At 60.7% G+C, this 23,129-nt stretch carries 25 protein-coding genes; 15 read left to right on the plus strand and 10 right to left on the minus strand.

Annotated features, from left to right (window positions below; translation table 11 throughout):
- Positions 1–7 precede the first annotated feature (7 nt).
- Genes FP2506_RS03490 through FP2506_RS03500 form a run of 3 tightly spaced genes read left to right on the plus strand, consistent with a single transcriptional unit; the run spans position 8 to position 2,482 of the window.
- Positions 8–640, plus strand: a complete 633-nt coding sequence (locus FP2506_RS03490) for a copper resistance D family protein (RefSeq protein WP_007066006.1) — start codon at positions 8–10, stop codon at positions 638–640.
- 13 nt (positions 641–653) lie between these two features.
- Positions 654–2,057, plus strand: a complete 1,404-nt coding sequence (locus FP2506_RS03495) for a multicopper oxidase family protein (protein WP_007066007.1) — start codon at positions 654–656, stop codon at positions 2,055–2,057.
- A gap of 11 nt (positions 2,058–2,068) precedes the next feature.
- Entirely contained in the window at positions 2,069–2,482 is a 414-nt protein-coding gene (locus tag FP2506_RS03500; protein WP_007066008.1) for a c-type cytochrome, read from the plus strand.
- A 17-nt stretch (positions 2,483–2,499) separates the two neighbouring features.
- Here the strand turns inward: FP2506_RS03500 and FP2506_RS19340 are convergent, their stop codons facing one another.
- The 3 genes from FP2506_RS19340 to FP2506_RS03510 are packed head-to-tail and all read right to left on the minus strand — an operon-like array spanning position 2,500 to position 3,925.
- Positions 2,500–2,622: an SHOCT domain-containing protein gene (locus tag FP2506_RS19340; RefSeq protein ID WP_007066009.1), complete on the minus strand. Its 123-nt coding sequence runs from the start codon at positions 2,620–2,622 to the stop codon at positions 2,500–2,502.
- Complete coding sequence (locus tag FP2506_RS03505; RefSeq protein WP_040489359.1) at positions 2,622–3,008, minus strand: rhodanese-like domain-containing protein; 387 nt, start codon at positions 3,006–3,008, stop codon at positions 2,622–2,624. The genes FP2506_RS19340 and FP2506_RS03505 overlap by 1 nt, the downstream gene beginning before the upstream one ends.
- Before the next feature lie 11 nt (positions 3,009–3,019).
- Positions 3,020–3,925, minus strand: coding sequence for an MBL fold metallo-hydrolase (locus tag FP2506_RS03510; RefSeq protein WP_007066011.1), 906 nt, complete (start codon positions 3,923–3,925; stop codon positions 3,020–3,022).
- 42 nt (positions 3,926–3,967) lie between these two features.
- Between FP2506_RS03510 and FP2506_RS03515 the strand changes: the two genes are divergently transcribed.
- Positions 3,968–4,318, plus strand: a complete 351-nt coding sequence (locus tag FP2506_RS03515; RefSeq protein WP_148227455.1) for an ArsR/SmtB family transcription factor — start codon at positions 3,968–3,970, stop codon at positions 4,316–4,318.
- A 69-nt stretch (positions 4,319–4,387) separates the two neighbouring features.
- Here FP2506_RS03515 and FP2506_RS03520 read toward each other — a convergent pair whose 3' ends face one another.
- Complete coding sequence (locus tag FP2506_RS03520; RefSeq protein ID WP_007066013.1) at positions 4,388–5,164, minus strand: glutaredoxin family protein; 777 nt, start codon at positions 5,162–5,164, stop codon at positions 4,388–4,390.
- A 925-nt stretch (positions 5,165–6,089) separates the two neighbouring features.
- On the opposite strand from FP2506_RS03520, the gene FP2506_RS17865 reads away from it, so the two are divergent.
- The gene (locus FP2506_RS17865; RefSeq protein ID WP_148227640.1) at positions 6,090–6,683 is read left to right on the plus strand and encodes a MerR family transcriptional regulator; all 594 of its coding nucleotides are present in this window, start codon (positions 6,090–6,092) and stop codon (positions 6,681–6,683) included.
- Between the two features lie 46 nt (positions 6,684–6,729).
- On the opposite strand, the gene FP2506_RS03530 is transcribed toward FP2506_RS17865, so the two are convergent.
- Together FP2506_RS03530 and dgcA are read right to left on the minus strand one after the other, a co-directional pair.
- On the minus strand, positions 6,730–7,365 hold the full coding sequence (locus tag FP2506_RS03530; protein ID WP_007066015.1) for a DedA family protein: 636 nt from the start codon (positions 7,363–7,365) through the stop codon (positions 6,730–6,732).
- A gap of 164 nt (positions 7,366–7,529) precedes the next feature.
- Complete coding sequence (dgcA, locus tag FP2506_RS03535; RefSeq protein WP_040488883.1) at positions 7,530–8,510, minus strand: N-acetyl-D-Glu racemase DgcA; 981 nt, start codon at positions 8,508–8,510, stop codon at positions 7,530–7,532.
- A 233-nt stretch (positions 8,511–8,743) separates the two neighbouring features.
- On the opposite strand from dgcA, the gene FP2506_RS03540 reads away from it, so the two are divergent.
- From FP2506_RS03540 to cobO, 7 genes are all read left to right on the plus strand, one after another.
- Positions 8,744–9,928 carry an ABC transporter permease gene (locus tag FP2506_RS03540; protein WP_007066017.1) on the plus strand — a complete coding sequence of 395 codons (1,185 nt, stop codon included), beginning with the start codon at positions 8,744–8,746 and terminating at the stop codon, positions 9,926–9,928.
- A 3-nt stretch (positions 9,929–9,931) separates the two neighbouring features.
- Entirely contained in the window at positions 9,932–10,801 is an 870-nt protein-coding gene (locus FP2506_RS03545; RefSeq protein WP_007066018.1) for an ABC transporter ATP-binding protein, read from the plus strand.
- Entirely contained in the window at positions 10,801–13,617 is a 2,817-nt protein-coding gene (locus tag FP2506_RS03550) for an MCE family protein (protein ID WP_007066019.1), read from the plus strand. Before FP2506_RS03545 ends, FP2506_RS03550 begins: the two co-directional genes overlap by 1 nt.
- A 173-nt stretch (positions 13,618–13,790) precedes the next feature.
- Positions 13,791–14,372, plus strand: a complete 582-nt coding sequence (locus FP2506_RS03555; RefSeq protein ID WP_007066020.1) for an ABC-type transport auxiliary lipoprotein family protein — start codon at positions 13,791–13,793, stop codon at positions 14,370–14,372.
- An 11-nt stretch (positions 14,373–14,383) separates the two neighbouring features.
- Positions 14,384–14,920, plus strand: coding sequence for a bifunctional adenosylcobinamide kinase/adenosylcobinamide-phosphate guanylyltransferase (cobU, locus tag FP2506_RS03560; protein ID WP_007066021.1), 537 nt, complete (start codon positions 14,384–14,386; stop codon positions 14,918–14,920).
- Between the two features lie 175 nt (positions 14,921–15,095).
- On the plus strand, positions 15,096–15,515 hold the full coding sequence (locus tag FP2506_RS03565; protein WP_244404120.1) for a GNAT family N-acetyltransferase: 420 nt from the start codon (positions 15,096–15,098) through the stop codon (positions 15,513–15,515).
- A gap of 31 nt (positions 15,516–15,546) precedes the next feature.
- A complete protein-coding gene (cobO, locus tag FP2506_RS03570) occupies positions 15,547–16,185 on the plus strand; it encodes a cob(I)yrinic acid a,c-diamide adenosyltransferase (protein WP_007066023.1) in 639 nt (212 codons plus the stop codon).
- A 39-nt stretch (positions 16,186–16,224) separates the two neighbouring features.
- Here the strand turns inward: cobO and FP2506_RS03575 are convergent, their stop codons facing one another.
- Positions 16,225–17,193: a cation transporter gene (locus tag FP2506_RS03575; protein ID WP_007066024.1), complete on the minus strand. Its 969-nt coding sequence runs from the start codon at positions 17,191–17,193 to the stop codon at positions 16,225–16,227.
- A gap of 131 nt (positions 17,194–17,324) precedes the next feature.
- On the opposite strand from FP2506_RS03575, the gene FP2506_RS03580 reads away from it, so the two are divergent.
- Positions 17,325–18,272: a ring-cleaving dioxygenase gene (locus FP2506_RS03580; RefSeq protein ID WP_007066025.1), complete on the plus strand. Its 948-nt coding sequence runs from the start codon at positions 17,325–17,327 to the stop codon at positions 18,270–18,272.
- Between the two features lie 25 nt (positions 18,273–18,297).
- Here FP2506_RS03580 and FP2506_RS03585 read toward each other — a convergent pair whose 3' ends face one another.
- Positions 18,298–19,659, minus strand: coding sequence for a DUF2252 family protein (locus FP2506_RS03585; RefSeq protein WP_007066026.1), 1,362 nt, complete (start codon positions 19,657–19,659; stop codon positions 18,298–18,300).
- 276 nt (positions 19,660–19,935) lie between these two features.
- Here FP2506_RS03585 and phbB point away from each other — a divergent pair, with 276 nt between their 5' ends.
- Positions 19,936–20,661 carry an acetoacetyl-CoA reductase gene (gene phbB / locus FP2506_RS03590; RefSeq protein ID WP_007066027.1) on the plus strand — a complete coding sequence of 242 codons (726 nt, stop codon included), beginning with the start codon at positions 19,936–19,938 and terminating at the stop codon, positions 20,659–20,661.
- A gap of 81 nt (positions 20,662–20,742) precedes the next feature.
- Here phbB and ndk read toward each other — a convergent pair whose 3' ends face one another.
- The gene (gene ndk / locus FP2506_RS03595; protein WP_007066028.1) at positions 20,743–21,165 is read right to left on the minus strand and encodes a nucleoside-diphosphate kinase; all 423 of its coding nucleotides are present in this window, start codon (positions 21,163–21,165) and stop codon (positions 20,743–20,745) included.
- Between the two features lie 148 nt (positions 21,166–21,313).
- Between ndk and FP2506_RS03600 the strand changes: the two genes are divergently transcribed.
- A complete protein-coding gene (locus FP2506_RS03600; RefSeq protein WP_040489361.1) occupies positions 21,314–22,456 on the plus strand; it encodes an HWE histidine kinase domain-containing protein in 1,143 nt (380 codons plus the stop codon).
- 13 nt (positions 22,457–22,469) lie between these two features.
- On the opposite strand, the gene FP2506_RS03605 is transcribed toward FP2506_RS03600, so the two are convergent.
- Positions 22,470–23,039, minus strand: a complete 570-nt coding sequence (locus tag FP2506_RS03605; RefSeq protein ID WP_007066030.1) for a DUF421 domain-containing protein — start codon at positions 23,037–23,039, stop codon at positions 22,470–22,472.
- Between the last annotated feature and the right edge of the window lie 90 nt (positions 23,040–23,129).

A 23,129-nucleotide genomic window follows, 5' to 3' on the forward strand; every position in this document is an offset into this window, starting at 1 on the left:
CTGAAGTATGATCGATCTGAGAATGGTGCAGATCGTCTGGGAAAGCCCGCTCGGCACGGCTGCTTCGTCGAGGCCCTGGTCTGATCCTCGTGCTCCTGTCCTCGTGCGCGGTACGGTGGCTGGTGCTGCGACACTTGTCGGCGCGACGCTGGTGGCCGTCGCCTTTACGGAGGTCGGCCACAGCCTTGGCGACAATCGTGCTTTTCTGGCCGCGCTTCTCACCCTGCACATCCTGACTGGAGCCTTTTGGGTTGGCAGCTTCTATCCTCTGTTCGAGGTCGCTGGCGAACCGGAAGGCCATCGCATTCTGTATCGGTTCGGGCAGGTCGCGATGGGAACGGTTGCGATCCTTGCGCTGGCGGGCCTCGGTTTCGCGTGGATTGCAGTCGGAACGATCACTGGTCTGACGCAGACCGCCTATGGCGTCACCCTTCTGGCGAAGATCGTCTTTGTCGCGATGCTTCTCGGTCTTGCAGCTCTCAACAAGCTTTTCTTCGTTCCGGCGCTCAGGACCGGCGAGCCAGGCGCGGCCAGACTCTTGAAGCGTTCGATCGCCTTCGAGGCCGCGCTGGTGCTTGTCATTTTCGTCGCAACGGCAACGCTTACAAGCGTCACCACACCCCCAATGAACCTTGATTAGGGAGGCCGAGCCCGTGTTCGATCGCCGCCATTTCCTGAAGGCCGGAGCCGCTCTGCCGCTTCTCGCCATGCTGCCTCATAGTGCCCGGGCGGACCCCAAGACTGAAGAAGGTATCGTCCTCAGGGCGCAACAGGGCTCGCAGCAGATGATGGCGACGGACCTCGCCGGCCCGACCCCGATCTGGGGTTTCGGCGGTAGCGCGCCAGGTCCAGTCCTGCGTGTCAAGGCAGGCGAGCGCTTGCGCGCCGTCGTCGAGAACGCCCTCGATCAGCCAACCAGCGTCCACTGGCACGGCATCCGCATCGACAACGCGATGGACGGCGTGCCTGGCCTCACCCAGGAAGCGATCGAACCCGGCAGTCGCTTCGTCTACGATTTCGTGGCGCCCGATCCCGGCACCTACTGGTATCATTCCCATGACCGCTCCTGGGAGCAGAACGCCCGCGGCCTCTACGGCGCGCTGATCGTCGAGGAGGCTGAACCCTGGGAGGGGGCGGACCGCGACCTCGTTCTTCTCGTCGACGACTGGCGTCTCGCGGAGGACGGCTCGATCGACGACAGCTTCGGCCAGATGATGGACTGGAGCCATGGCGGGCGTCTCGGCAACTTCGTCACCGTTAACGGCCGCTCCAAGCCGCGAATCGAGGTGCGACCGAACGAGCGCATCCGCGTGCGGTTGATCAATGTCGCCAATGCGCGCGTCATGGAGCTGGGATTGGCGGGAATGCGCGCCTTTCGCCTCGCCCTCGACGGCATGCCTGTCCCGCTCGTCGAAGAGAAGGAGCCGATCCTGCTCGCGCCTGCCCAGCGAACCGACCTCCTCGTCGACATCCCTGACGACGAAACGCCGAAATCGCTGGTTCTCCATACCAATGGCGGCCCGCTCGAGATCGCAGAATTCGCGGTCGCGGGCGAACCGGTGCGCACCTCGTTCCCCGCAGCCGTCGGCCTGCCGCATTCAGGCCCGTCCCTCCCGGACGACCTTTCCAATGCCATCCGCGCTGAACTCCTGATGGAAGGCGGTGCGATGGGCACGATGAAAGGCGCCATGCACCAGGGCCGCGCGATGGATATCCGCGAACTGGTCAGTATGGGCCGCGTCTGGGCGTTCAATGGCGTTGCTGGCGACATGGACGAGCCGATCGGACGGTTCGAGCGGGGTCGCGCGGTTGTCCTGTCGATCAAGAACGTAACGTCATGGCCTCACGCGATGCATTTGCACGGCCATCACTTCCGAGTGCTCTCGCGCAACGGAAAGCCGACGGATGAAGTGGCCATGCGCGACACCGCATTGACCGTGCCCGATGAAACGATCGAAATCGCCTTCGTCGCCGACAATCCGGGTAGATGGATGCTCCACTGTCACATGCTGGAGCATTCCGCGGGCGGCATGATGACCTGGTTCGAAGTGGCCTGAGGAAACCGTCGATGAAACTCGGCAAGACCGCATTGGCCTTCATCCTCGGCACTGTCGCAATCGGCGCGTTCCTGATCTGGCGAGGGATTTCTCCTGGCGGTTTCTCCACCGACCATATCGTCGATGTTACCGTGCCCGAACTCACCGCGCAGGCAGCCCATGGTGAGGCCCTCTTCGCCGAGAACTGCGCCGCCTGCCATGGCGAGAATGCCGGGGGAAGCAAGCAGGGCCCGCCGCTGATCCACCGGATCTACAAGCCGAACCACCATGGCGACCAGGCCTTTCTGATCGCCGCTTCGCAGGGCGTGCGCGCCCATCATTGGGCGTTCGGTAACATGCCACCGGTGGACGGCGTCAGCAGCCGCGAGATCGCAAACATCACCGCCTATGTGCGCGAGGTTCAGAAGGCAAACGGTATCTTTTAGGCCTCTCTCGGCGCCGATCAGCGGCGCAGGAACTTCACGAGCGCCGCGATCACGAGGATGAAAACCATGAGCCAGAGAAGGCCCCAAAGGCCCATGCCGAGGGGCATCCAGGACATCATGCCCGAACCGTCATGCATCATCACGCGCCATCCTTTCCGCCTACCAGGGCCCGGCCGGCTTCGCGCCAGCTCTTGAGGCCGCCTTCGATCGGCTTTGCCGCATAGCCCATTTCGACGAGGGTCGCGGCGGCAAGGCTTGCCCGCGCGCCGGAGGCGCAGAGGACGTGGACAGCGCGGCCCTCGGCGCGTGCGGCATGCAGGGCCTTATCACCACCCTCATTGGTGACATCTGCCTTGGCCTCCAGAAAACCGCGCGGCACGTGGACCGCACCCGGCACCCTGCCATCGGCGTCGAGTTCATGAGCCTCCCGGACGTCGAGAACGAGGCCGTCGGCCTTCGCGGCTTCGACGGAACCCTGGGTCTTCTGGCGTGACTCCGCTACGAAGTCCTTCATAGTCTTGTGCATCGAAGCCTCCTTCAAAGCCGGTTCACAGGGATCTTCATGTAGACATGGCCATCGGCTTCGGCCGGTGGAAGATGACCGGCCCGCAGATTGACCTGCAGGGCATGGAGCATCCGGTCGGGCAGGGTGAGTGATCGGTCGCGCTCGGTGCGCGTCTTGACGAACTGCTCCTGCGACGTACCGGCGCCTACATGCTTGTTGACGCGCTTGTGCTCAGCGACCGTCGCTTCCCATTGAATATCCTTGCGTTCGTCGGTTCCGTAGTCGTGGCCGACGAAGCATCGGGTCTCTGAGGGGAGGGCTAAAAGCGCCTGGATCGAATTCCAAAGCATCACGGCATCGCCGCCCGGGAAATCGGCGCGGCTCGACCCCAGGTCAGGATACATCAGCGTGTCGTGCACGAAGGCCGCATCGCCGATGACAAAGGTGATCGAGCCAAGCGTGTGACCGGGCGAGAGCATAACCTCCACGATAAGATTGCCGACCGCGAAGCAGTCGCCGTCCTTCAGTAAATGGTCGAAATCGCTCGCGGGATCGAAGGCGTTGGGTAGGTGGTAGAGTTCGCGCCACAGATCTGCGATTTCCAGAACCTTTTCGCCGATCGCATTCTCCACCCCGAGGTTGTCCTTCAGATAGGCGGAGGCCATAAGGTGATCGGCATGGGGATGGGTGTCGAGGATACGGACGATCTCGAACTCATGCTCGTTCACGAATTCGAGGATCTCGTCGGCGCTACCGAAGCTGGTTCGGGCTTCAGCGGGATCGAAATCCTGCACCACGTCAATCAGGACAGCCTTTTGCGTGGCCGGATCGGCGGCAAGGTACTGGATCGAGCCGGTATCCTCCTCGTAGAACCCCCAAACATCCGGAGAACCTGACCCTCTGGAAGGGCTATGGCGGGTGAGCATGGAGATCTCCATCGTCACGTTGTTTTCCGACAGGTCGTGCGCAAGATATGAGTTATGTCTAAATTAGCAACATCTGATATAGAAATGCTGGAAGACCGCTCTGAGGAGGTGGCCGCGATCCTCTCGCTGATCGCTAATCCGGCGCGGCTGCGCATCCTTTGCCTCCTAGCTGAGGGGGAAATGCAGGTCGGCGCGCTCGCCGAGCGGGTGGGTCTAAGCCAGTCGGCGCTCTCCCAGCATCTCGCCAAACTGCGGGCGGGCGGTGCTGTGGAGACGCGTCGCGACCGGCAGACGATCTATTACCGTCTCGCGCCTGGCGACGTCCGCTCCGTAATGGAGAGCCTCTACGAGATATTCTGCGAACCCGAGCGCGAACGCGCAGGGAAGGGAATGGCTCAGACATGAAACAGGCGGGCACGGAAATCGACGCCCAGCCTTTGACCTGGCTCTTTCTGAGTTCCTCCGCCTTGCCGATCAGGCGCTCCAAAAAAGCATCCGAATAGGCATCCACAGACCCATGCCGATCATTACGAGGTTTTCTGTCAGGGACACAAAACCTAGCGGCACATTCGAGCCGCCACCGACGCAGGCGCATTTCAGTTCGCGCTTTTGAACGTAGACAGCATAGAAGACCGAGATCGCGCCCACCGTGCCGATGAAGAGAGCGATCGGCGCAGAAATCCATGTCAGCGTGCCCGCGATCATCAGGACGCCTGAGAGGGTTTCACCGAACGGATAAATCTTGCCGTAAGGCACCCAGCGCTTTGCCAGAAGATCGTAGTTCAGGAACATGGTCGAGAAGCTCTCGACGTTCTGGAGCTTCTGGATGCCAAGCAGACACATCGAAACGGCAAAGAACCATTCGATCGCTCGCAGGGTGAAGATCGTATCGTAGGTCGCCCAAGAGATGGCGAGCGCCATCAGGAACGCCACCGAGAAAATCGCGATCACAGGCTGGTAGCTGGTCTCGTCCGCCTTCGTGACCGATTTACCGAAGTGTTCCCGAAGCTCGGTATACCCACCGATGCGCTCACCGCCGATGAACGTTTGAGGCGTCGTCTTGACCCCGTGCTTTTCTTTGAAGGCGTCCGTCTCAGCCCGTGTGGTCAGATGATGGTCTTCGACCTCGAAGCCCCGCCGCTCCAGTAGATCCTTCGATTTCAGGCCAAAGGGACAAATGTGCTCTTCCATAACCATTCGATAGAGGAGTGCCGTCTTCGTTTCTCCGCGGCCCTGCGTGATGCTGCTCATCGTTCGAGATCCTCTTCGCTACCTGATGACTTTTCATGCGATCTCACGCACTTGGTGTTTCCAGTCGCTGGAAGGTCAAGTGGATCGCGTCAAGTTCGGAAAAACCATAGCGATGCTGCGGTCGGCTTCGAGCTTTGGTGAAGCGTCGTCAGCTACAGTGTCGAGAAACCTCGACCCTCAGTGAACGCGTGGGCAGCCTCTTCCCATCAGCGCTCATGCGTATCAGGGGACCTCGGTGGTCCCTTGATAGTCTGCGCTGACTGGAAGGTGCCGCACCGAACTGAGGCCGCGAGTTGGTCGAGTGAACTCTCAGGCAGCACACAGGTGCGAACTTGAGCTGGCTGTCGCCTTCTCGCTCAGGAAACGCCAATTGCTTTACCGCACCGGACTCAAGGCGAGCCATATCTCGCTTGCTCAATGGCGAAGAAACAGGACAATCGCTCCCCTCCCGAAATCTCGTCCTGTTGCGTTGGAGACTCCGACATATGGTCCGCGAAGACGCAGGAAGGGTTTCCTTCGATGGCATTGCTTCGGAACTAAGCGACAAGCTTTTAGCCGCGCGATACGGCTTGGGATTGCGATTGTTGCACTCAAAACGGGCAATGACGACACGCAAGCGGTTCGGAACTGTGGGACTGCAGACTTCGCGGACGCGAAGCGCGATCGCCCGACCTAGAAAGCGTAGGTAGACGCCGAATTTTCACGCCAACGTGATGTCAGAACGCGATTAAACTTTGGTCCCATCTTCGCACTCAGATCTATCGGCGTAGGTGCGACAACCACTCCCTAAGCGGGGCTTTGCGGGGATTAGTCTGGCGTCCGTTTTCTCGTCCGATCGTGAAATTCTCTGACTTCGCGTCAACTTGATGTGAACAGTGTGGGCATCTACGGAGGTCAGGGGACTTAACGGTTTATAGTCATGACGATGGACGTAAGGCTCGCTCGCAAAAGCGGACTGCGGAAGATTGGCGAAGTCGCTGCGATGTTCCAGACGACGCCGCGCACTTTGCTCTACTACGAAGAACAGGGGATCCTGAACCCAATCAAGACTGCCAAGGGGACGCGTATGTATGGCGAAGCCGATTTGCAGCGGTTTGCCACGGCACACGAACTGGCGGCATTGGGCGTTTCTCTCCGAACGATACGCGACCTTGCCACCGTCGCGCGGGAGAACACTGACCCAGACATGGTGCTGAGAAAGCAGTCGGCGCTTCTCGCACGTCTGGCCGAAAAACTGCGCAGTCGCATCGATCGCATCGAACGGATCACCACTGATATCGACGTTGTTCGACGCCTGATTAGCGACACCTGTTTGGAACCCGCTGAAGTTGAGACTGAGGATGCCGAGTTCCAGACCGAATACCCTCCGAGTGTAGAAGAACTCTCAGGGGTTTCACCTCAGATCCTGTCTCTCTTGCGCGAGCGGGATCACGAAGGCTCAGCGTTGCCTCAAGCTGATCAGCTTTCGGAATATGAGGCCGGTCCGGACTACGTGCGTTCGTTCATGCGCATGCGTTGAAGATCGGACGACACTTAAGCTCAGTCGGCCCTTTCGCTTCCGAATGTCAGCCTTTTCGGTTTTGTGCCGACGGGTTTGCCTGTCGTGCCTTCTCCCGCCGGCGCGCAAGGCGAGCGCGAACGATCGGACCCCACTGCCGGTAGCCGAAGTAGACCGCAATCGTCACCGCGACGACACCTAGAACGACCGCTACCCCGGCTTCGACGATCTCCATGCGTGCGAAGAGCGTCTGGATGGAATAGCCGAAGACGTAGCCGAGCGTCGTAAAGAGGCTCGCCCATATGGCCGCTCCGATAAAGTTGAGAATCGTAAAGCGCACGAGGCCGATGCGCGACATGCCGAGTGCAATAAGCCCCGGCATACGAAGGCCGTATACGTAACGGTTCACGATGACGAAATAAGCCTGATAGCGCTCCACCAGTCGCAGCGCTTTCGCGAACCGCTCGTGATCGCGCCATGGCCGAACCCAGCGATGGTTTGATGCGTACCGCCCGAACAGGAAGACCGCCAGATCCCCGAAGAAGGATCCGATAAAGGCAAGCGTGATCATCAATTGGAACGGATAGGTTCCACGATAGGCGAGAAAGCCCCCGATGATCGCGAAGACTTCACCCTCGAAGAACGTGCCGGCCAGAACGATGAGCGGGCCGAACTGACTGATGAGGCTGAGGATTTCGTACAAGATGGATCCGGATGCTCACTCGCGGCAGAAGAGGGCAGTCTATCTGTGAAATGTTCAGTTTTGACGGCAGCGAGCCGCCGATCTGTTGGCGCACATAGGCCGTCCCGCGCTTCGTTGGAAGATGCCCTTGCGGCTCGGCGCAGGTTTCAGGCGCCGCCGTCGCCTCATCCCCAGAGTTCGGGCGAGGGCGGCGACATCATGGAATGGGTGTAGTGGATGCCGTGTTGCCGATCCTTGGCGAGAAGAAGCGGACCGTCGAGATCGACGATGTCAGCTTCCTGCGCTAGCAGCGAAGCTGGCGCCATCGACAGCGAGGTTCCAACCATGCAGCCGATCATGATGCCGAACCCGAGTTCGCGCGCCCGCCGCATCATCTTCACCGCTTCGGTAAGCCCGCCGGTCTTATCAAGCTTGAGGTTTACGAAGTCGTATCTACCGAGAAGACCTTCGAGATCGGCCGTCGTATGGACCGATTCGTCGGCGCAGAGCGGGACCGGATGCGGCATTTTCGCCAGGATGTCGTCTTTGCCCGCCGGCAGCGGCTGCTCGATGAGAACCGCCCCGCCACGGGAAGCCTCGAGTATGTGCGGGCTGAGACAGTCCGCATCCCAACCCTCGTTGGCGTCCAGAATCAGACGGGCGCCACGCGCTGCCGCGTGGACGGCTCGGATCCGCTCGACATCGTCCTTGGTGCCCATCTTGACCTTCAGGATGTGCCGATCCGCGGCGCGGGCGGCTGCGGCCATGATGCCGGGCTGATCGAGGCTGATGGTGAAGGCGGTCTCAATCGGACGCGGGAAATGACTGCAGACGTGCGCGCTCACCGGCGTTCCCGAAAGCTTGGCTTCGAGATCCCACAAGGCACAGTCGAGGGCATTGCGGGCGGCACCAGCCGGAAGTCTTTGCTGGAGTGCATGGCGGTCGAGCCCATTCTCGAGCTCAGTAGACAGCGACTCGATCGTCGCGCAGACGCTTTCGATAGTCTCGCCATATCGCCCATAGGGGACGCATTCGCCGCGCCCTTTATGGCCTTGGCTTTGAAGCTCGGCGACGACGACCACCGCCTCGCGCTTCGAGCCGCGCGCGATCCTGAACTCGTTCGCGAGTGGGAAGCGTTCGACTGTGACTGAAACACGACTTTCCATGCGAATTCGCTCCATATCTCGCGTGGGCTCCTGATTTTGCCTTAACAGCCGGTAAACAAAGGAGACTGCGTCCTATAACCTAGGCGTCCGGATCGAGAGCGCGAGCCTCGGTTGCCGATCGCGGCTCGAACGGCAAGCTTCCTTCAAAGCTCGCGAGTTAAACCGGGCCGAAGCGTCCTATCGAAAGGATCGCGAGAAGGGATAGGCGGGCCGAGGGGTTCGCTCGAAGGGGAATGGCGACAGCAACGAGTTCTGAGACAGCTGGCAGGCGGTCATCGGGCGTAACGGCGCCGAGCCTGCGCGGCGAGCGCCGGGGTGGAACCCTTGTCCTCGAGGCCGCCGGCGATTGGCTCGCCCGCACTATCGGATCGATCGAATCTGATTTGGAGCGCACGGCCCGCGCCGATCTTGGCGCCGACGTCGCGATGGATCTGTCGCGCGTCGGCCAGATCGATACGGCCGGAGCCTTCGTCCTCGAACGGCTGAAGCGCGATCTACGTGCAAAGCGCGAACATGTCGAAGTCGAGGGCTTGGCCGAGCGGAACACTGCGCTCTTCGCCGCAGTGGGAAGCGCGATGGATCGAGAGCGCCCGGTCCGCCAACGCGAGCGCTCAAAGATTTTGACCAATGCCGTCATTGCTGTCGGGTCATTCGTGATCGGTATCAAGGACGAACTCGTCAACGGTCTGAACCTGATCGGCGGCGCCATGTACGGGGCTGGAAGCCGAATTTCCGGTCGCACTCAGAGCCGGCCAGCCGCCATCTTCAACCAGATCGATCAGATGGGCGTGAAGGCGATCCCTATCATCGTCCTCATCACCTTCCTGGTCGGCGGGATCATCGCGCAACAGGGCGCGTTTCAGCTACGGCGCTATGGCGGCGAGGTCTATGCGGTCAATCTGATCAGCATTCTCGTCCTGCGCGAGATAGGAGTTCTGCTCGCCGCGATCATGATCGCTGGTCGCTCTGGCAGTGCGATCTGCGCCGAAATCGGCTCAATGAAGATGCGCGAGGAGGTGGATGCCCTCCATGTGATTGGCCTCAACCCGATCGGCGTGCTTGTCTTTCCGCGCTTGGTCGCGCTGTCGATCGCGCTGCCGCTTCTCACCGTCATCGCCAATCTTGCCGCGCTCGTAGGCGGTGCGATCACGCTGCGCATCTATTCCGATATCTCGTTTCTGAACTTCCTTCAGGGGCTGCAGCAGTCGATCGATTTGTTTACAGTGTTTTCGGGGCTTTTGAAGGCGCCGTTCATGGCGATCCTCATCGGTCTGGTGGCCGCGAACGAAGGCATGAAGGTCGGAGGGAGCGCGGAGAGTCTGGGCCTGCGCGTAACCGCTGCAGTGGTCAAATCGATCTTTCTGGTGATCGTAATGGACGGCCTGTTCGCAATTTTTTACGCCTCGATCGGACTTTAAGCGATGCATGCGGAGGGAACCATTCCGGTGGAAAATGCCCGCCTTTCCAGCGCCGCAACGCGCGACGAGAGCGGCAAGGAAGTGTTCATCCGAGCCCGCGGCGTCACGGTCCGCTTCGGCGCAAAGACGATCCTCGAAAATCTCGATCTCGACGTCAGGCGCGGCGAAATCATGGGGTTTGTCGGCCCGTCCGGCACCGGTAAGTCCGTGCTGCTGCGCACCATCCTCGGCCTTAATCAGAAGCAGGCCGGCACGATCGAGGTGTTCGGCGTCGACTACGAGAATGCAAACGACCGCGACCGTCTCGCCGTCGAGCGGCGGTGGGGTGTGCTCTTCCAGCACGGCGCGCTGTTTTCGTCTCTGACGGTGCTCGAGAACATCCAGGTACCGATGCGCGAATATCTTCGGCTTTCGCCCAAGCTGATGGACGAACTCGCACGCCTGAAGATCGACCTCGTGGGGCTCGCACAGGATGCGGCCGACAAGTATCCGTCCGAACTCTCCGGCGGCATGATCAAGCGCGCGGCCCTCGCGCGCGCCCTATCGCTCGATCCAGACATCGTTTTTCTCGACGAGCCGACCTCCGGCCTCGACCCCATCGGTGCGGCCGACTTCGACGAACTCATCATGACCCTGCGGGATACTCTGGGTCTCAGCGTCTATATGGTCACGCACGACCTCGACAGCCTTTTCCAGGCCTGCGACCGCATTGCTGTGTTAGGTGACAGGAAGGTTCTGGTCGAAGGTCCGCTCTCGACCATGCTCGAATACGACCATCCTTGGGTCAAATCCTACTTTCACGGCAAGCGCGCCCGGACTGTCGTACACAACGGCAAGAGCGTCGTGCAATCCAAGCCGAACGGAGCCGGTTGATGGAAACGAAAGCCAACTATGTCCGCGTCGGGATCTTCACGATCACCGTTCTCGCCCTCGCATTCGGCTTCGTCTACTGGTCGGTGCTTGCAACGCAGAGCACGACGCGCGTGCCGCTTCTGGTGCGTATTACCGGTTCGGTGACGGGTCTCCAGCAGGGAAGTCAGGTCCAGTTCAACGGTCTTCCCGTCGGCTCGGTCCAGAGTCTCGAGCTCGATCCCAACAATCCGAGGGTGGTGATCGCGTCGACTACGGTCGAGCCGGGCCTGCCTATTTCGGAGTCTACCGATGCGAACCTCGTCGCGAACCCGCTGACCGGCTACAGCTATATCGAGCTTCGCGGTGGTCAGATCGATCAGGAGAGCTTGCTCGAGCAGGCCCAGGAACAGGGAACGATCGCGGTCATCACAGCATCGCCTTCTGAGGTGACCGACATCCTGCAGACAGCACGCGACATTGCCGAGCGCGCCAACAACATCATGACTCAATTCGAGAACGTGGTCGGTACGGTCGGGCCCTCAGTCGAAGCCAGCGCCCAGAATATCACCGATATCACCGGCAACGTCTCGGCCTTTACCGACTCTTTGGCCGATAACACCGACGACATCGACCTCTTCATCGCCCGCCTGACCGATCTCGCCGAAAGTGCGAACACGGTTGCTCAGCGTCTTCCCGACGCGATCGGAAACGTTCAAGCGATTTTGGACGCGGTGGATCCGGCACAGATCAGCACGATCATCGACAATGTCAGCGCTACTTCGGTGTCCATCCGGGATGGCGCGGAGAACCTCACCGCAGTGACCGAAGCGGTCCAGTCCGCGGCGGCCGGGGTCAGCCAGATTGGCGAGACGATCCAGCGCAATGCCGACGGCATCGACGCCTTCATCGGCAATCTCGGCCCGCTCTCACAGACCGCGACTTCCGTTGCGCGACAGCTGGATACGACCGTTTCCTCCGCAAACGAGATTTTCGCGGCCGTCGATCCGCAGCAGGTCTCCGACACCCTGTCAGGCGTATCCGCTACCGCCAGCAATCTTGCCGCAGTTTCCGAAACGGTCAGCAATCAGCGCGAATCCATCGAGTCGGCCATTACCAGCGCTTCGAACACGATGCAGAATATCGATACCGTGACCGGAACCATCGCCAACCGCACCGAACAGATAGACGCTCTCCTGTCCCGCCTCGACCCGATCTCGGAAAGCATCGGCACGCTGTCGACGCAGCTCACCGACACGGCCTCGCGCATTGGCGAAGTCGTCTCTTCCGTCGAACCGGACACCGTCTCTGATACGCTCGTTGGCCTTTCTTCTACCGCGTCGAATCTCTCAGCGATCACCGACACTATCTCGAATGCACGGGACGCTATCACCGAATTCCTTTCACGCGCTTCGAACGCGGCGGCGGACGTAAATCGGGTGACGACGACGATCGCGTCCCGCTCCGAGGCGCTCGGAAAAGCTCTCGATCGAATCGATCCCATTACCGCCTCGGCGGTGACGGCCGCGGACAATCTCAGCCAGACTGGCGAGCGGGCAAACCAGCTTCTCGCGGGTATCGACCCTCAGCAGGTTTCCGAAACGGTCGACGGCCTCTCGTCGACGGCCCAGAACCTGTCGGCGGTTAGCGAAACGGTTGTCGCCGAGCGCGAGGCTATTCAGAGCGCGATCACCGGCGCATCGAACACGCTCCAAAACGTCAGCGCGGTCAGCGACACGATCGCCGCCCGGCGCGATCAGATCGATACGCTACTGTCCCGCCTCGATCCAATCTCGCAATCGGTCCAGAATGCCAGCGGCGCCATCGAAACGACGGCGAACCAAGCCCGCGAGGTCATCGCTGCAGTCGATCCAGAGGCGGTTTCGAACACGGTCGACAGCCTCTCCTCGACGGCCGAGAACCTTTCGGCGGTGAGCGATACGGTCGCCCAACAGCGGGAGCAGATATCGACGGCGATTTCGGGCGCGTCGAACCTCATCCAGAACGTCAACCGGATCTCGACTACGATCGCCAATCGTGGTGAGGAGATCGACGCAGCGCTCGCCAATATCCGGCCGATAACCGACTCGCTTCGCGACGCAAGCGCACGTCTTTCGGGCACGGTGGATAAGGCGGGCAATTTCATCGATCGGATCGATACCGACCAACTGAACCGTTCGATCGATCAGGTCGGTAATCTCGCCGAAACGATCGGGTCCAAATCGGATACGATCGATTCCATCATTGATGGCGTCGATACGGCCGTTGGCTCCCTGACCACGGCCCTCAACGGTTTCGACCAGACCCGGCGGCAGATCGACAGCATCCTGAACGAGGTCGAGCCGCAACTCGTCAACAATGCGGTTAGCAATGTCTCCAGCGCAACGAACAACATCGCGAGGGCAGCCGACAGCATCGGTCGGGTGGGCGACATCATCAACAAACGCCAGGACGAGATCGACGAGATCCTGACCAATGCCAACATCACCAGCAGGCAGGTGGCGGCCGCTTCCGGCAAGCTCGACACGGTGATCACGTCCGTCAACGGGCTGCTCAGCGGCAGCGATGCTGGTCGGCCGCTCGGCGTCGAGGTGACGGAGGCGTTGCGAGCTATCCGCGATACCGCGCAATCGGTTCAGGGTCAGGTCGGGCCGCTTTCGGCAAATCTTCAGAATTTCTCCGATTCGACGCGGCGCGAGGTTCAGTCGCTTGCCCGGCAGCTGAATCAGACAGTCGAGCGCATCGGCCGTGCGGTGGACGACATCGCCGACGATCCGAGCCAGGTCATCTTTGGAGGCGAGTCGAACGTTCGAACTTACGACGGTCGCAGGCGTCGCTGATCGGCAACACTGTGGCATAGCTCTCGCGGTAGGGCGTGAAAGCCGATCGCGACTGCCTTAAGACTGTGTGTGCGTGGACCGGCTTAGCGAAGAGGTGAGGCCCATGTACCGTTCAGGTCGCACGGATTGAAGCCGACCCGGAATTTCAATCGGGTTGTTTCGAGGGAAACGGCATGATGCGCGTTTCGCGACTGATCGTTCTGGCGGCGACGCTTCTTGGGATTGGGGCATGCACGCCGCCTCTCGAAACTTTCGAGATCTCGGCTCCGCCGCTGGGACGTCCTGCGCCAGGAGCGACCCGTGCACAGCTGCTGATACCTGAGCCTACGGCGATCAAGACGATCGATTCGGAACGGATCGTCGTGAAGCCGACGCCCTATTCGGTCGAATATCTCGCCGACAGCCAGTGGAGCGACCGTCTTCCACGGATGGTGCAACTGCGGCTCCTACAAGCCTTTGAGAACACCGGACAGGTCGGTGCAGTAGGTGTGCCGGGCCAGGGCCTCGCGATCGACTACCAGATCATCCTCGAGATCCGCCGTTTCGAGGTGGATGTGGTCAACGAACGACAAGCCGTCATCGAGATTTCGGTGAAGGCGCTCGACGACCGGAACGGGACGGTCCGTCGCACGCAGATATTCACTGGACGTGCACCCGTTGCCGGAAGCGGGAATTCCGCTTTCGTCGCAGCGATTGATCGTGCCTTCGACCAGGTCTCCTCCGAAATCGTCGCCTGGACGCTCGCATTGGTCTGAGGCCGTTCTTAATGGCCTCCGACAGGTTCGACATTCTCTTCGTTCTGGGTGGTGCCCGCTCCGGCAAGAGCGCCTATGCCGAAATGCGCGCCCGGCAGACTGGTCTCGACCCCATCTATCTCGCAACCGCGCAGGCCCTCGACGAAGAAATGCGCGATCGGGTGGCGCGGCATCGGGAGGATCGCGCCTCGGACGGGTGGAAGACGATCGAAGAACCGCTGGCGCTCACCGAAGCGATCGGCGCCGAGACTGATCGGAGCCGCGTTCTCCTCGTCGACTGCCTGACCCTCTGGGTGAGCAACCTGATGTTGGCGGAACGCGACATTCCGAACGAGATCGAACGCCTTATCAGCCGCCTACGCAAAGGGCCACCCGGGCCGATCGTGTTCGTCTCCAACGAGACCGGCCTCGGCATCGTGCCGGACAATGCGATGGCGCGCGCTTTTCGCGATCATGCCGGCCGGCTCAACCAACGCATCGCGGCGATGGCCGACGAAGTGGTTTTCGTCGCCGCGGGTCTGCCGCTCGTGCTCAAGACAGCGCGCTAGGACAGTTCCTTCGCTTCCAATACGCCCGCGGATGCTGCACCGCAGCGCCGTTTTACACTTACCTTCAAGCCGACCCGCGAAATATAAACGGGAATCATACCGTCCCGTTGCTTGGTTCTACGGGGTCGTCGGTGGGCCGGCTCCGCCTGCTGCAAACTGCAACGTAAAGGCCCCGATGCCGATCAGGATCGAACCCGTAGACATGAATGATCTGGAGACGCGTACCAATCTGGTACGTCCCTTCACCGAGCCATCGGTCGCGAAGCGGTTCGCCTATTCGCCGGTTTATTTCGGTTTCGCGCTGATCGACGCCGACGGCGCGGATGGCGGGATCGCCGGCCAGCTCTACTGGGACTGGATGGTCATCGAGAACATAAGCGTGCCCGCGCGCTGGCGTGGCCTCGGACTTGGGAAAGCGTTGATCGAGACGGCGGAAACTCAAGCCCGCGAAGCTGAATGCGTCGGGGCCTGGGTGTCCACCTATTCGTTCCAGTCGCCCGGTTTCTATCTCTCAATGGGCTATTCGATCTTCGGTCGCCTGCCGTCTTATCCCGGCAATCAGGAGCGGTTATTCCTCTCCAAGCTTTTCGGTTAGTCTCGAGCGCCAAGAAGGAAGGGGCGAATCGATGGCCGAAAAATCCAAGATTACCGATGGTATGAGCGATGACGAGCTCAACGCCCGGCATGCCGAGAAAATGAAGAAAAAGAAGGCGGCCCGCGACAAGATCGTTGCGACGAAGACCGTCGAAAAAGGCCTCGTCATCGTTCACACCGGCAAGGGCAAGGGAAAGTCGACGGCCGGCTTCGGCCTCGTCTTCCGCGCCCTCGGCAACGGCATGAAGGTCGGTATCGTCCAGTTCGTGAAGGGTAAGTGGGAAACCGGCGAGCGCGTCGCCCTGGAGAAGTTCTCCGACCAGATCACCATCACCGCCATGGGCGACGGCTTCACCTGGGAGACCCAGGATCGCCAGCGCGACATCGAGGCCGCGCGCCAGGCTTGGGAGCGGGCGAAAGAGATGATCATGGACGAGGAGCACGATCTCGTCCTTCTCGACGAACTCAACATCGTCCTCCGATACGACTATCTCGACCTGAATGAGATCATCGAGGTTTTGAAGGCCAAGCCCGAGATGAAGCACGTCGTCGTCACTGGCCGGAACGCGAAGGACGAACTCGTCGATTTCGCCGACCTCGTCACCGAAATGACCATGATCAAGCACCCCTTCCGCTCTGGCGTGAAGGCGCAGAAGGGCATCGAGTTCTGAGGCTTCGCTACTTGGCCTTCGATCGTGCGGAGTCCTCGATCATGCGTTCGCGCCATGGGGGTTGATATGCTCCGGCCACCGGCGCGGGTAACGCGAAACGCAGACCAGGACCTCTGCATGAGCGAGCTCGGCCGAGACGTCGCGGATCATGCGCAGGTTGAGGCTGTCGACCGTTTCGGCGGCGATCGGGCGGAGCGGATCGTAATAGACTGTCACGAAGTGATCGCGGCCGATCTTCATCACCGACATGTCGATGATCCGGCCGCCATCCTCGCGAACGGCGCCGCGTAGAGAGCGGCGGACCTTCGCGACGATCGCCGGTCGAGCCGTCACGCCGGCGAGCTCGCCGACCGAGGCGAAGAGATCGCGCCCGTACTGTCCGACGATGACCAGGCAGAGGACGAGCACGACGAGCGAGTCGCCGATCGCCGCGATAGGCGCAAGTACCCCGTCGCGAAGGAAATAGACTGCCGCCATGCCGATGCCGGCCGCAATCGTCAGAATGCCGTCGGACAGTGCGGCTCGTGCTTCCAGCCGCAAAATCTGGCTCGTCCGTCCGGTCGCCCGATAAGTCAGCCAGTGGACGAGCCAAAGGCTGAAACAGATCAGCGAGATGACGACGAAATAGACGAGAACCGGCCCGAAATCGACGGTCGGGACCGGCTTGCCAAGAGCAAAATCGACGATCCGCAGCCCGGCTGAGACGGCTGCGAAGAGGATGAGGCCGAGGAGTGACAGGGCCCGAAACGTCGAGAAGATCGCCTCGTCGGCAGCATAGCCGTAGGGCCTGATCCGATCGGGGCCGGCATCGACGCGCCGGATGATCCGCCTTGCAAGCAGTGCCGAGGCGAAGCCGATCAGCGAGAAAAGCCCATCGAGGAGAACCGCCGACGAGTTCGACAGAATGGCCGCAGCCACGCCGAGCACGCCCATGACGAGATTGCCCCACATCGCCGCGAGAAGGGCTCTGCCTTCGAGCGTCTTCGTTCGCGAATGCTTATGGGTCATGACGCTCCTTCGTGCGAATCGGCGCCCGTTCGTGCAGGCATGAGATAGTATCCTTGACAGCCCGTCACCGTCAGGGGCGATGACCGGCCGCTTCGATCGGTGCATCTTGAAGGCGAAAAGGAGGTACTCTCATGGATCTCAAGCTGCTCGGCTTCCACCATTTGACGGCGATTACCGCGGATGCGGCCGGAAATCTGCGGTTCTACCGCGACGTTATGGGTCTGCGGCTGGTGAAGAAGACGGTGAATCAGGACGATACAAGCGCTTATCACCTCTTTTATGCCGACGAGAAAGGCTCAGCCGGAACCGACATCACCTTTTTCGACTGGCCGGCCGCGCCGGAAAAGCGCGGCAGCGGGTCAGTCTCGCGAACCGGTTTCAGGATCTTGAACGCGGAATCGATCCCGTTCTGGCAGGAGCGGCTGTCGGGTGCCGGCGTCCTGGTGGCCGAGCCGCGTGAGGTCGACGGCCGCACGGTTATGGATTTCGAGGATCCCGAAGGTCAGCGTCTTCGTCTCGTTGTGGACAGCGAGGGCCCGAATGGAGCTGCGCGCCCGACAAGCGACATTCCCGTCGAACACCAGATCCATGGCCTTGGTTCAATCTCGCTTTCCGTCGCCGAGCTCGCTCCCACCGAAGCGGTTCTGACGCGCGTGATGAACATGGGGAAAGTGCGCAACTACGAGGATGACGGGCGAACCATCCATGTTTTCGTGATGAGCAGCGGCGGTTCGGAGACCGAGCTCCACGTTGCAGTGGAGCCAGAACTGCCAACGGTGCGGCCGGGGCGCGGCGGAGTCCATCACGTCGCCTTCCGCACGTCCGATCAAGCCAATCTTACGGCCTGGACCGAGCGGCTTCGCGAGTATCGCGTGCCCTCGAGCGGGGAGGTCGAACGCTTTTATTTCCGATCGCTCTATTTCCGTATTCCTGCGGGCATACTCTTCGAGATCGCGACTGATGGGCCCGGTTTCGAGGCCGATGAACCGCTGGAAACCATGGGCGAGAGCCTCGCCCTGCCGCCGTTCCTGGAGCCTCGTCGCGCAGAGATCGAAGCCGGGCTCAAGCCGCTGGAGTGATGAAGCTTAAAGAGACGCGCTTGTCTCAATGCTTCGGGCTCGGATCGATCCCCGTCATCTCTTTCATAATGGCCCAGTCCTCGATCACCTGCCGCGAATAGGCTTCGGCGGTCTCCACCAGGGCATCGCCCGCTTCCTCGATTGCAGAAGCGAGCATGGTCTCGAACCGGATGGAGCGATGGTCGGTGCGTGAATGGGCATGGGCGAGCGCCTTGGCACAGGCCTTGGCATACTGTTTTAGCCGCTTACCCGGATCGTCCTCGTCGAGACAAACCTCCTCGGGATCAAGGCTCACAGAGGCGTGGTGGCGTGAGCGGATCAGCCAGTGTTCGGTGAACCATTCGGCGTCGTCCAGTAGAAGATCGGGCTCGCGCTGCATGAGCCGCTGGACAGCCACGGTCAGATGGGCGGGATCGAGTTCATTGCGCGGATCGATGTCCGGGAAGAAGTGCAGCGGCGCTGCATGGCGCTGCTGCTTGATCTCGACCAGATGACAAAGCGGCAGTTCCGATGTCGTCGAGGCGCCTTGCGGACCAATGAGCAGGTAGTAGCGTTTGACGTTGAGAGAGCCGGTGCCTTGGCCGATTCGTTCGACCACGTCCAGTATCTCGTCACCCACAAATTTGCGAAAATGGCTTCGTACTTCCGCTTCTTCGGTCTCACTGAGCCTTTGGAGCCGCCCGGGTTTGTCTCGAAACTTCAGTTCGGCGCCGTCCGCGACAACCGCCTTCCCAAGCTTCGACTTCGTTTCGAACTTCTTGCCCCCGATCGAGCGCTTTTCGGCTTTCTTGAGCGCTTTGCGCAGGACGTGTCCCTTCTTGAAATGGCTCAGGACCTTCCGCCGATGTAACGGATCGTCGATGATCTTCGTCAGCTTTTTGCGATAAGCTTTGAGGAAGGCTTTGACTGCTACACGGGTCTCTTCCTCGTCGGGCGCCTTGAGGCCTTCCAGATCGTCATAGTCGCCAGTCTTGTAACGTCGATCGAGAATGCCTTGGGCTAGATCGACGGATAGATAGAGGCTGACGAGAAAGCGGCAGATGTCCCAGCCCGCATGGCCCATGCAGGCGTCGTCGAAATCGTCCGGCGCGAAGATGATCAATCCGCCGCCTGAACCCTTTTCCGTCACGAACCCGAAATTCGATGCATGGCAGTCGCCCATGACGCCGGTAAGCTTGACGGTCTCGGTAAAAGGAGCCGGGAGCGTGAGGAGGCCGGTCGAGAGATCGTTGTAGAAAAGCTGAACCGAGCCTCTCAGGAAACGATAGGGGTTGGCCGACATCTTGGCGTGCTTGCTCGACGGATCTTCCGACGAGGGCGGATGACCGTCAATCCGGTTGATCTCGTTTGCTATCAGTTGTTTGCGATCGGACGTGTCACCATCCATAGCTTTCCTCTCCAGCTTTGAGGACCGTTCGGTTATTTCAAACCTAGACCTCCTTGCGCTGACAGCTACCGGAGGCGGCTAAACGATTGGGATCTGTCCATTCGCCAAGAAGGTCTACACAATTTTAGCAGCAGTAGCTGGCCAGCTCGGCGGATGTCGATTGGCCCTTGCTGAGGGGTAGCCAGCAAACGAAGCCTCGCTAGGTTGATAATCGGGGTCGGAGACTGCGCTCACGGTGCGTCCGGCGGCAAACGAAGACTATCGGGAGGAAATGACATGGGTCGAGTTGCTATCGTGACCGGTGGAACGCGGGGCATTGGGGCCGCGATCGCCAAGGCGTTGAAGGAAGCCGGTAACAAGGTCGCGGCGACCTATGGGGGAGACGACGAAAAGGCCAAGGCTTTCAAGGACGAGACCGGCATCGAGGTCTACAAATGGAACGTCGGCTCGTATGAAGAATGCGCCGAAGGCATTAAGAAGGTCGAGTCCGATCTCGGCCCGATCGAAATCCTCGTCAACAATGCCGGCATCACGCGCGACGCGCCGTTCCACAAAATGAAGCCTGAGCAGTGGCAGCAGGTGATCGAAACCAATCTTTCCGGCGTCTTCAACATGACCCATCCGGTCTGGCCGGGCATGCGTGACCGCGGCTTCGGCCGCATCATCACGATCTCTTCGGTGAATGGTCAGAAAGGTCAGTTCGCCCAGGCAAACTATTCGGCCGCCAAGGCCGGCGATATCGGCTTCACCAAGGCACTGGCGCAGGAAGGCGCCAAGAAGGGCATCACCGTCAACGTCGTAGCGCCGGGCTACATCAATACGCAGATGATGGCGACGATTCCGGAAAAGGTCATGAACGAGCAGATTCTGCCGCAGATTCCGGTCGGCCGTCTCGGCGAACCGGACGAGATCGCGCGCTGCGTTGCCTTCCTCGCCTCCGACGACGCCGGCTTCATCACCGGTTCGACGATCACCGCGAACGGCGGGCAGTATCTCGACTGATCGACGAAGTTTCGCGCGACACGAAAAAGGCAGTGCGGTCGTCGCACTGCCTTTTTTCGTTTTCTGCCGAAGTCCTCGATATCAGCCGACGATTTCGGTCTCGGAGAACCAGTAGGCGATTTCTTCCGACGCGGTGTCGGGCGCATCCGAGCCGTGAACCGAGTTCTCGCCGATCGACTGGGCGAATTCCTTGCGGATCGTGCCCTCGGCCGCGTCGGCCGGATTTGTCGCGCCCATGATCTCGCGGTTGCGTGCGATCGCGTTCTCGCCCTGGAGCACCTGAACGACTGTCGGACCTGACGACATGAACTCAACGAGTTCGCCGAAGAACGGACGCTCCTTGTGGACCGCATAGAAGCCTTCGGCCTCGCGACGGCTCATCCAGACGCGTTTAGAGGCGATTACGGTAAGCCCGCCATCCTCAAGCATCTTGACGATCGCCCCGGTCAGGTTCCGGCGGGTTGCATCTGGTTTGATCATCGAAAAGGTGCGTTCGATCGCCATCGTTCATTCCTTGCTGATTAAGGGAGGGAGGTGGCCGGTCCTATATCGGGCAGGAAACCGTCCGGCAAGGCGTTTGGAAGCTGTTGCAACCTCTAACGAGCTGTTATTGAGCGAGGGTTTCTTCCCTGTGACGATGTGAGTGTCGCTCGTGATCTATAGAACCGCGTTCGAATCGGCCCGAGCCGCCGCGCTCGCGCGCTATCACATCCTAGACACCCCCAGGGAGGACGAGTTCGACGATCTCGCGCAGATTGCCTCGGAGGTGTGCGAGGCGCCCATTGCGCTTGTCAGTTTTCTCGACGAGCATCGCGATTTCTTCAAGGCCGAGGTAGGCGCTGGCCGCCGGGAAGCGCCGCGCGAGACTTCGTTTTGCCGCCACGCGGTCCTGCAGGAGCACCTGACGATCATTCCGGACGCCAGCAAGGACCCTCGCTTCCAACACAATCCGCTCGTCGTCGACGATCCGAAACTGCGCTTCTACGCCGGTGCGGCGATCGAGACGCCGGACGGCATTCCCATCGGCACCGTGTGCGTCTTCGACTTGAAGCCAAGGACCCTTAATGAGAATCAGGGCCGGACGCTTAAGCTGCTGGCGAGGCAGGCGCGAACGCAACTTGAACTGCGCCGGTCGCTCGCCGAACGCGAGGAGGCGCTTTCGGATGCATTGAAGCTTGAGGAGAAGCACCGGCTCGCCGTGGAGCGGCAGAGCGAGATCGCGCGCGAGATGGCCCATCGCATGAAGAATTCGCTCGCAATGGTGCAGGCGATCGTCTCGCAGACGATTCGTCAGTCGCGCGATGTCGAGACGTTGCAGGAAGCGATAACGACTCGGGTTTCTGCGCTCGCCCGGGCACAGGAAGTGCTTCTTTCGCAGGGCACGGAATGCGTCGATATCCGCGATGCCGTCGAGATAGCCCTCGGGCCGCATAGGCCAGGAGAGGGACGGTTCGACATCTCGGGCCCCCCGATCATGCTGGACTCGCAGGAGACCCTCGGCTTGTCGCTGGGTCTGCACGAACTGGCGACGAATGCCGCGAAATATGGTGCGCTTTCGACTACGGAAGGTCATGTAGTCGTTGCGTGGACGCAGGAAGCCGGGCGCTTCGCGTTAGATTGGCGAGAAAGCGGTGGTCCCGCGGTCGAATCGCCGACAAGGGTTGGCTTTGGTTCGAAGTTGATGAAGCGGGTGGTCGCATCCTATTTCGGCGGGAAGGCGCAACTCGATTTCGCGCCCTCGGGCGTCGTCTTTCGCCTCGAAAGTGAAAGGAAGTCGCGCGACCCGGTCGCATGACGTTCGCCCACTCTTACGACACGGGGGTTCGCTCTGAGCGATCCCCGTCAAAGGTCTCGAAATGCCTGCGTCCAACAACGTCATCGAGGAGGCGCGGGTCGACTTTCGAAGCGCCGTGGAGGACGCTGATATCGCCGGTCGTTTCCATGATGACCGCCTTCACGGAGTCGAAATCGGTCACGTTTGCCTGACGCAGCTTGCCGAGAACGTCGTCCCGCGACACGCGCCGACTGTTCATCACGTCGTCGAAGAATTCGCCGTCTTTCATCAGCAGAACCGGATCGTTCATCAGATAGCGACTGATCCGATTGCTGCGATCTCGTGTCGCCGCGATCAGCACCTGAAGCGCCATCAGCACGATGATGGCGAAGCATCCCTGCAGGAAGCTTCCCCAGGACGAGACGGTCGCGACGGTCGCGAGAAGCGAGCCTAGGGCGAGGGTTATGACGAAATCGAAGGACGTCATTTTGGAGAAGGACCGGAGCCCAACGAACCGCACGATGACGATGACGAGGGCGAGACCGAGAGCGGCGAGGACGGTGCCTTTCAGGACGCCGTCCAGCAGATCGGGCGAGACGAACATGGATCTTTCTCCGCTTCGAGTTTTGGGTGAGCCTGTCGCGCGTTCCGCTTCGTCGTGGCGGCGCAAGTCAGGGTAGGATGCCACCGGCCG

The organism is Fulvimarina pelagi HTCC2506, assembly GCF_000153705.1.
Taxonomy (GTDB): Bacteria; Pseudomonadota; Alphaproteobacteria; order Rhizobiales; family Rhizobiaceae; genus Fulvimarina; species Fulvimarina pelagi.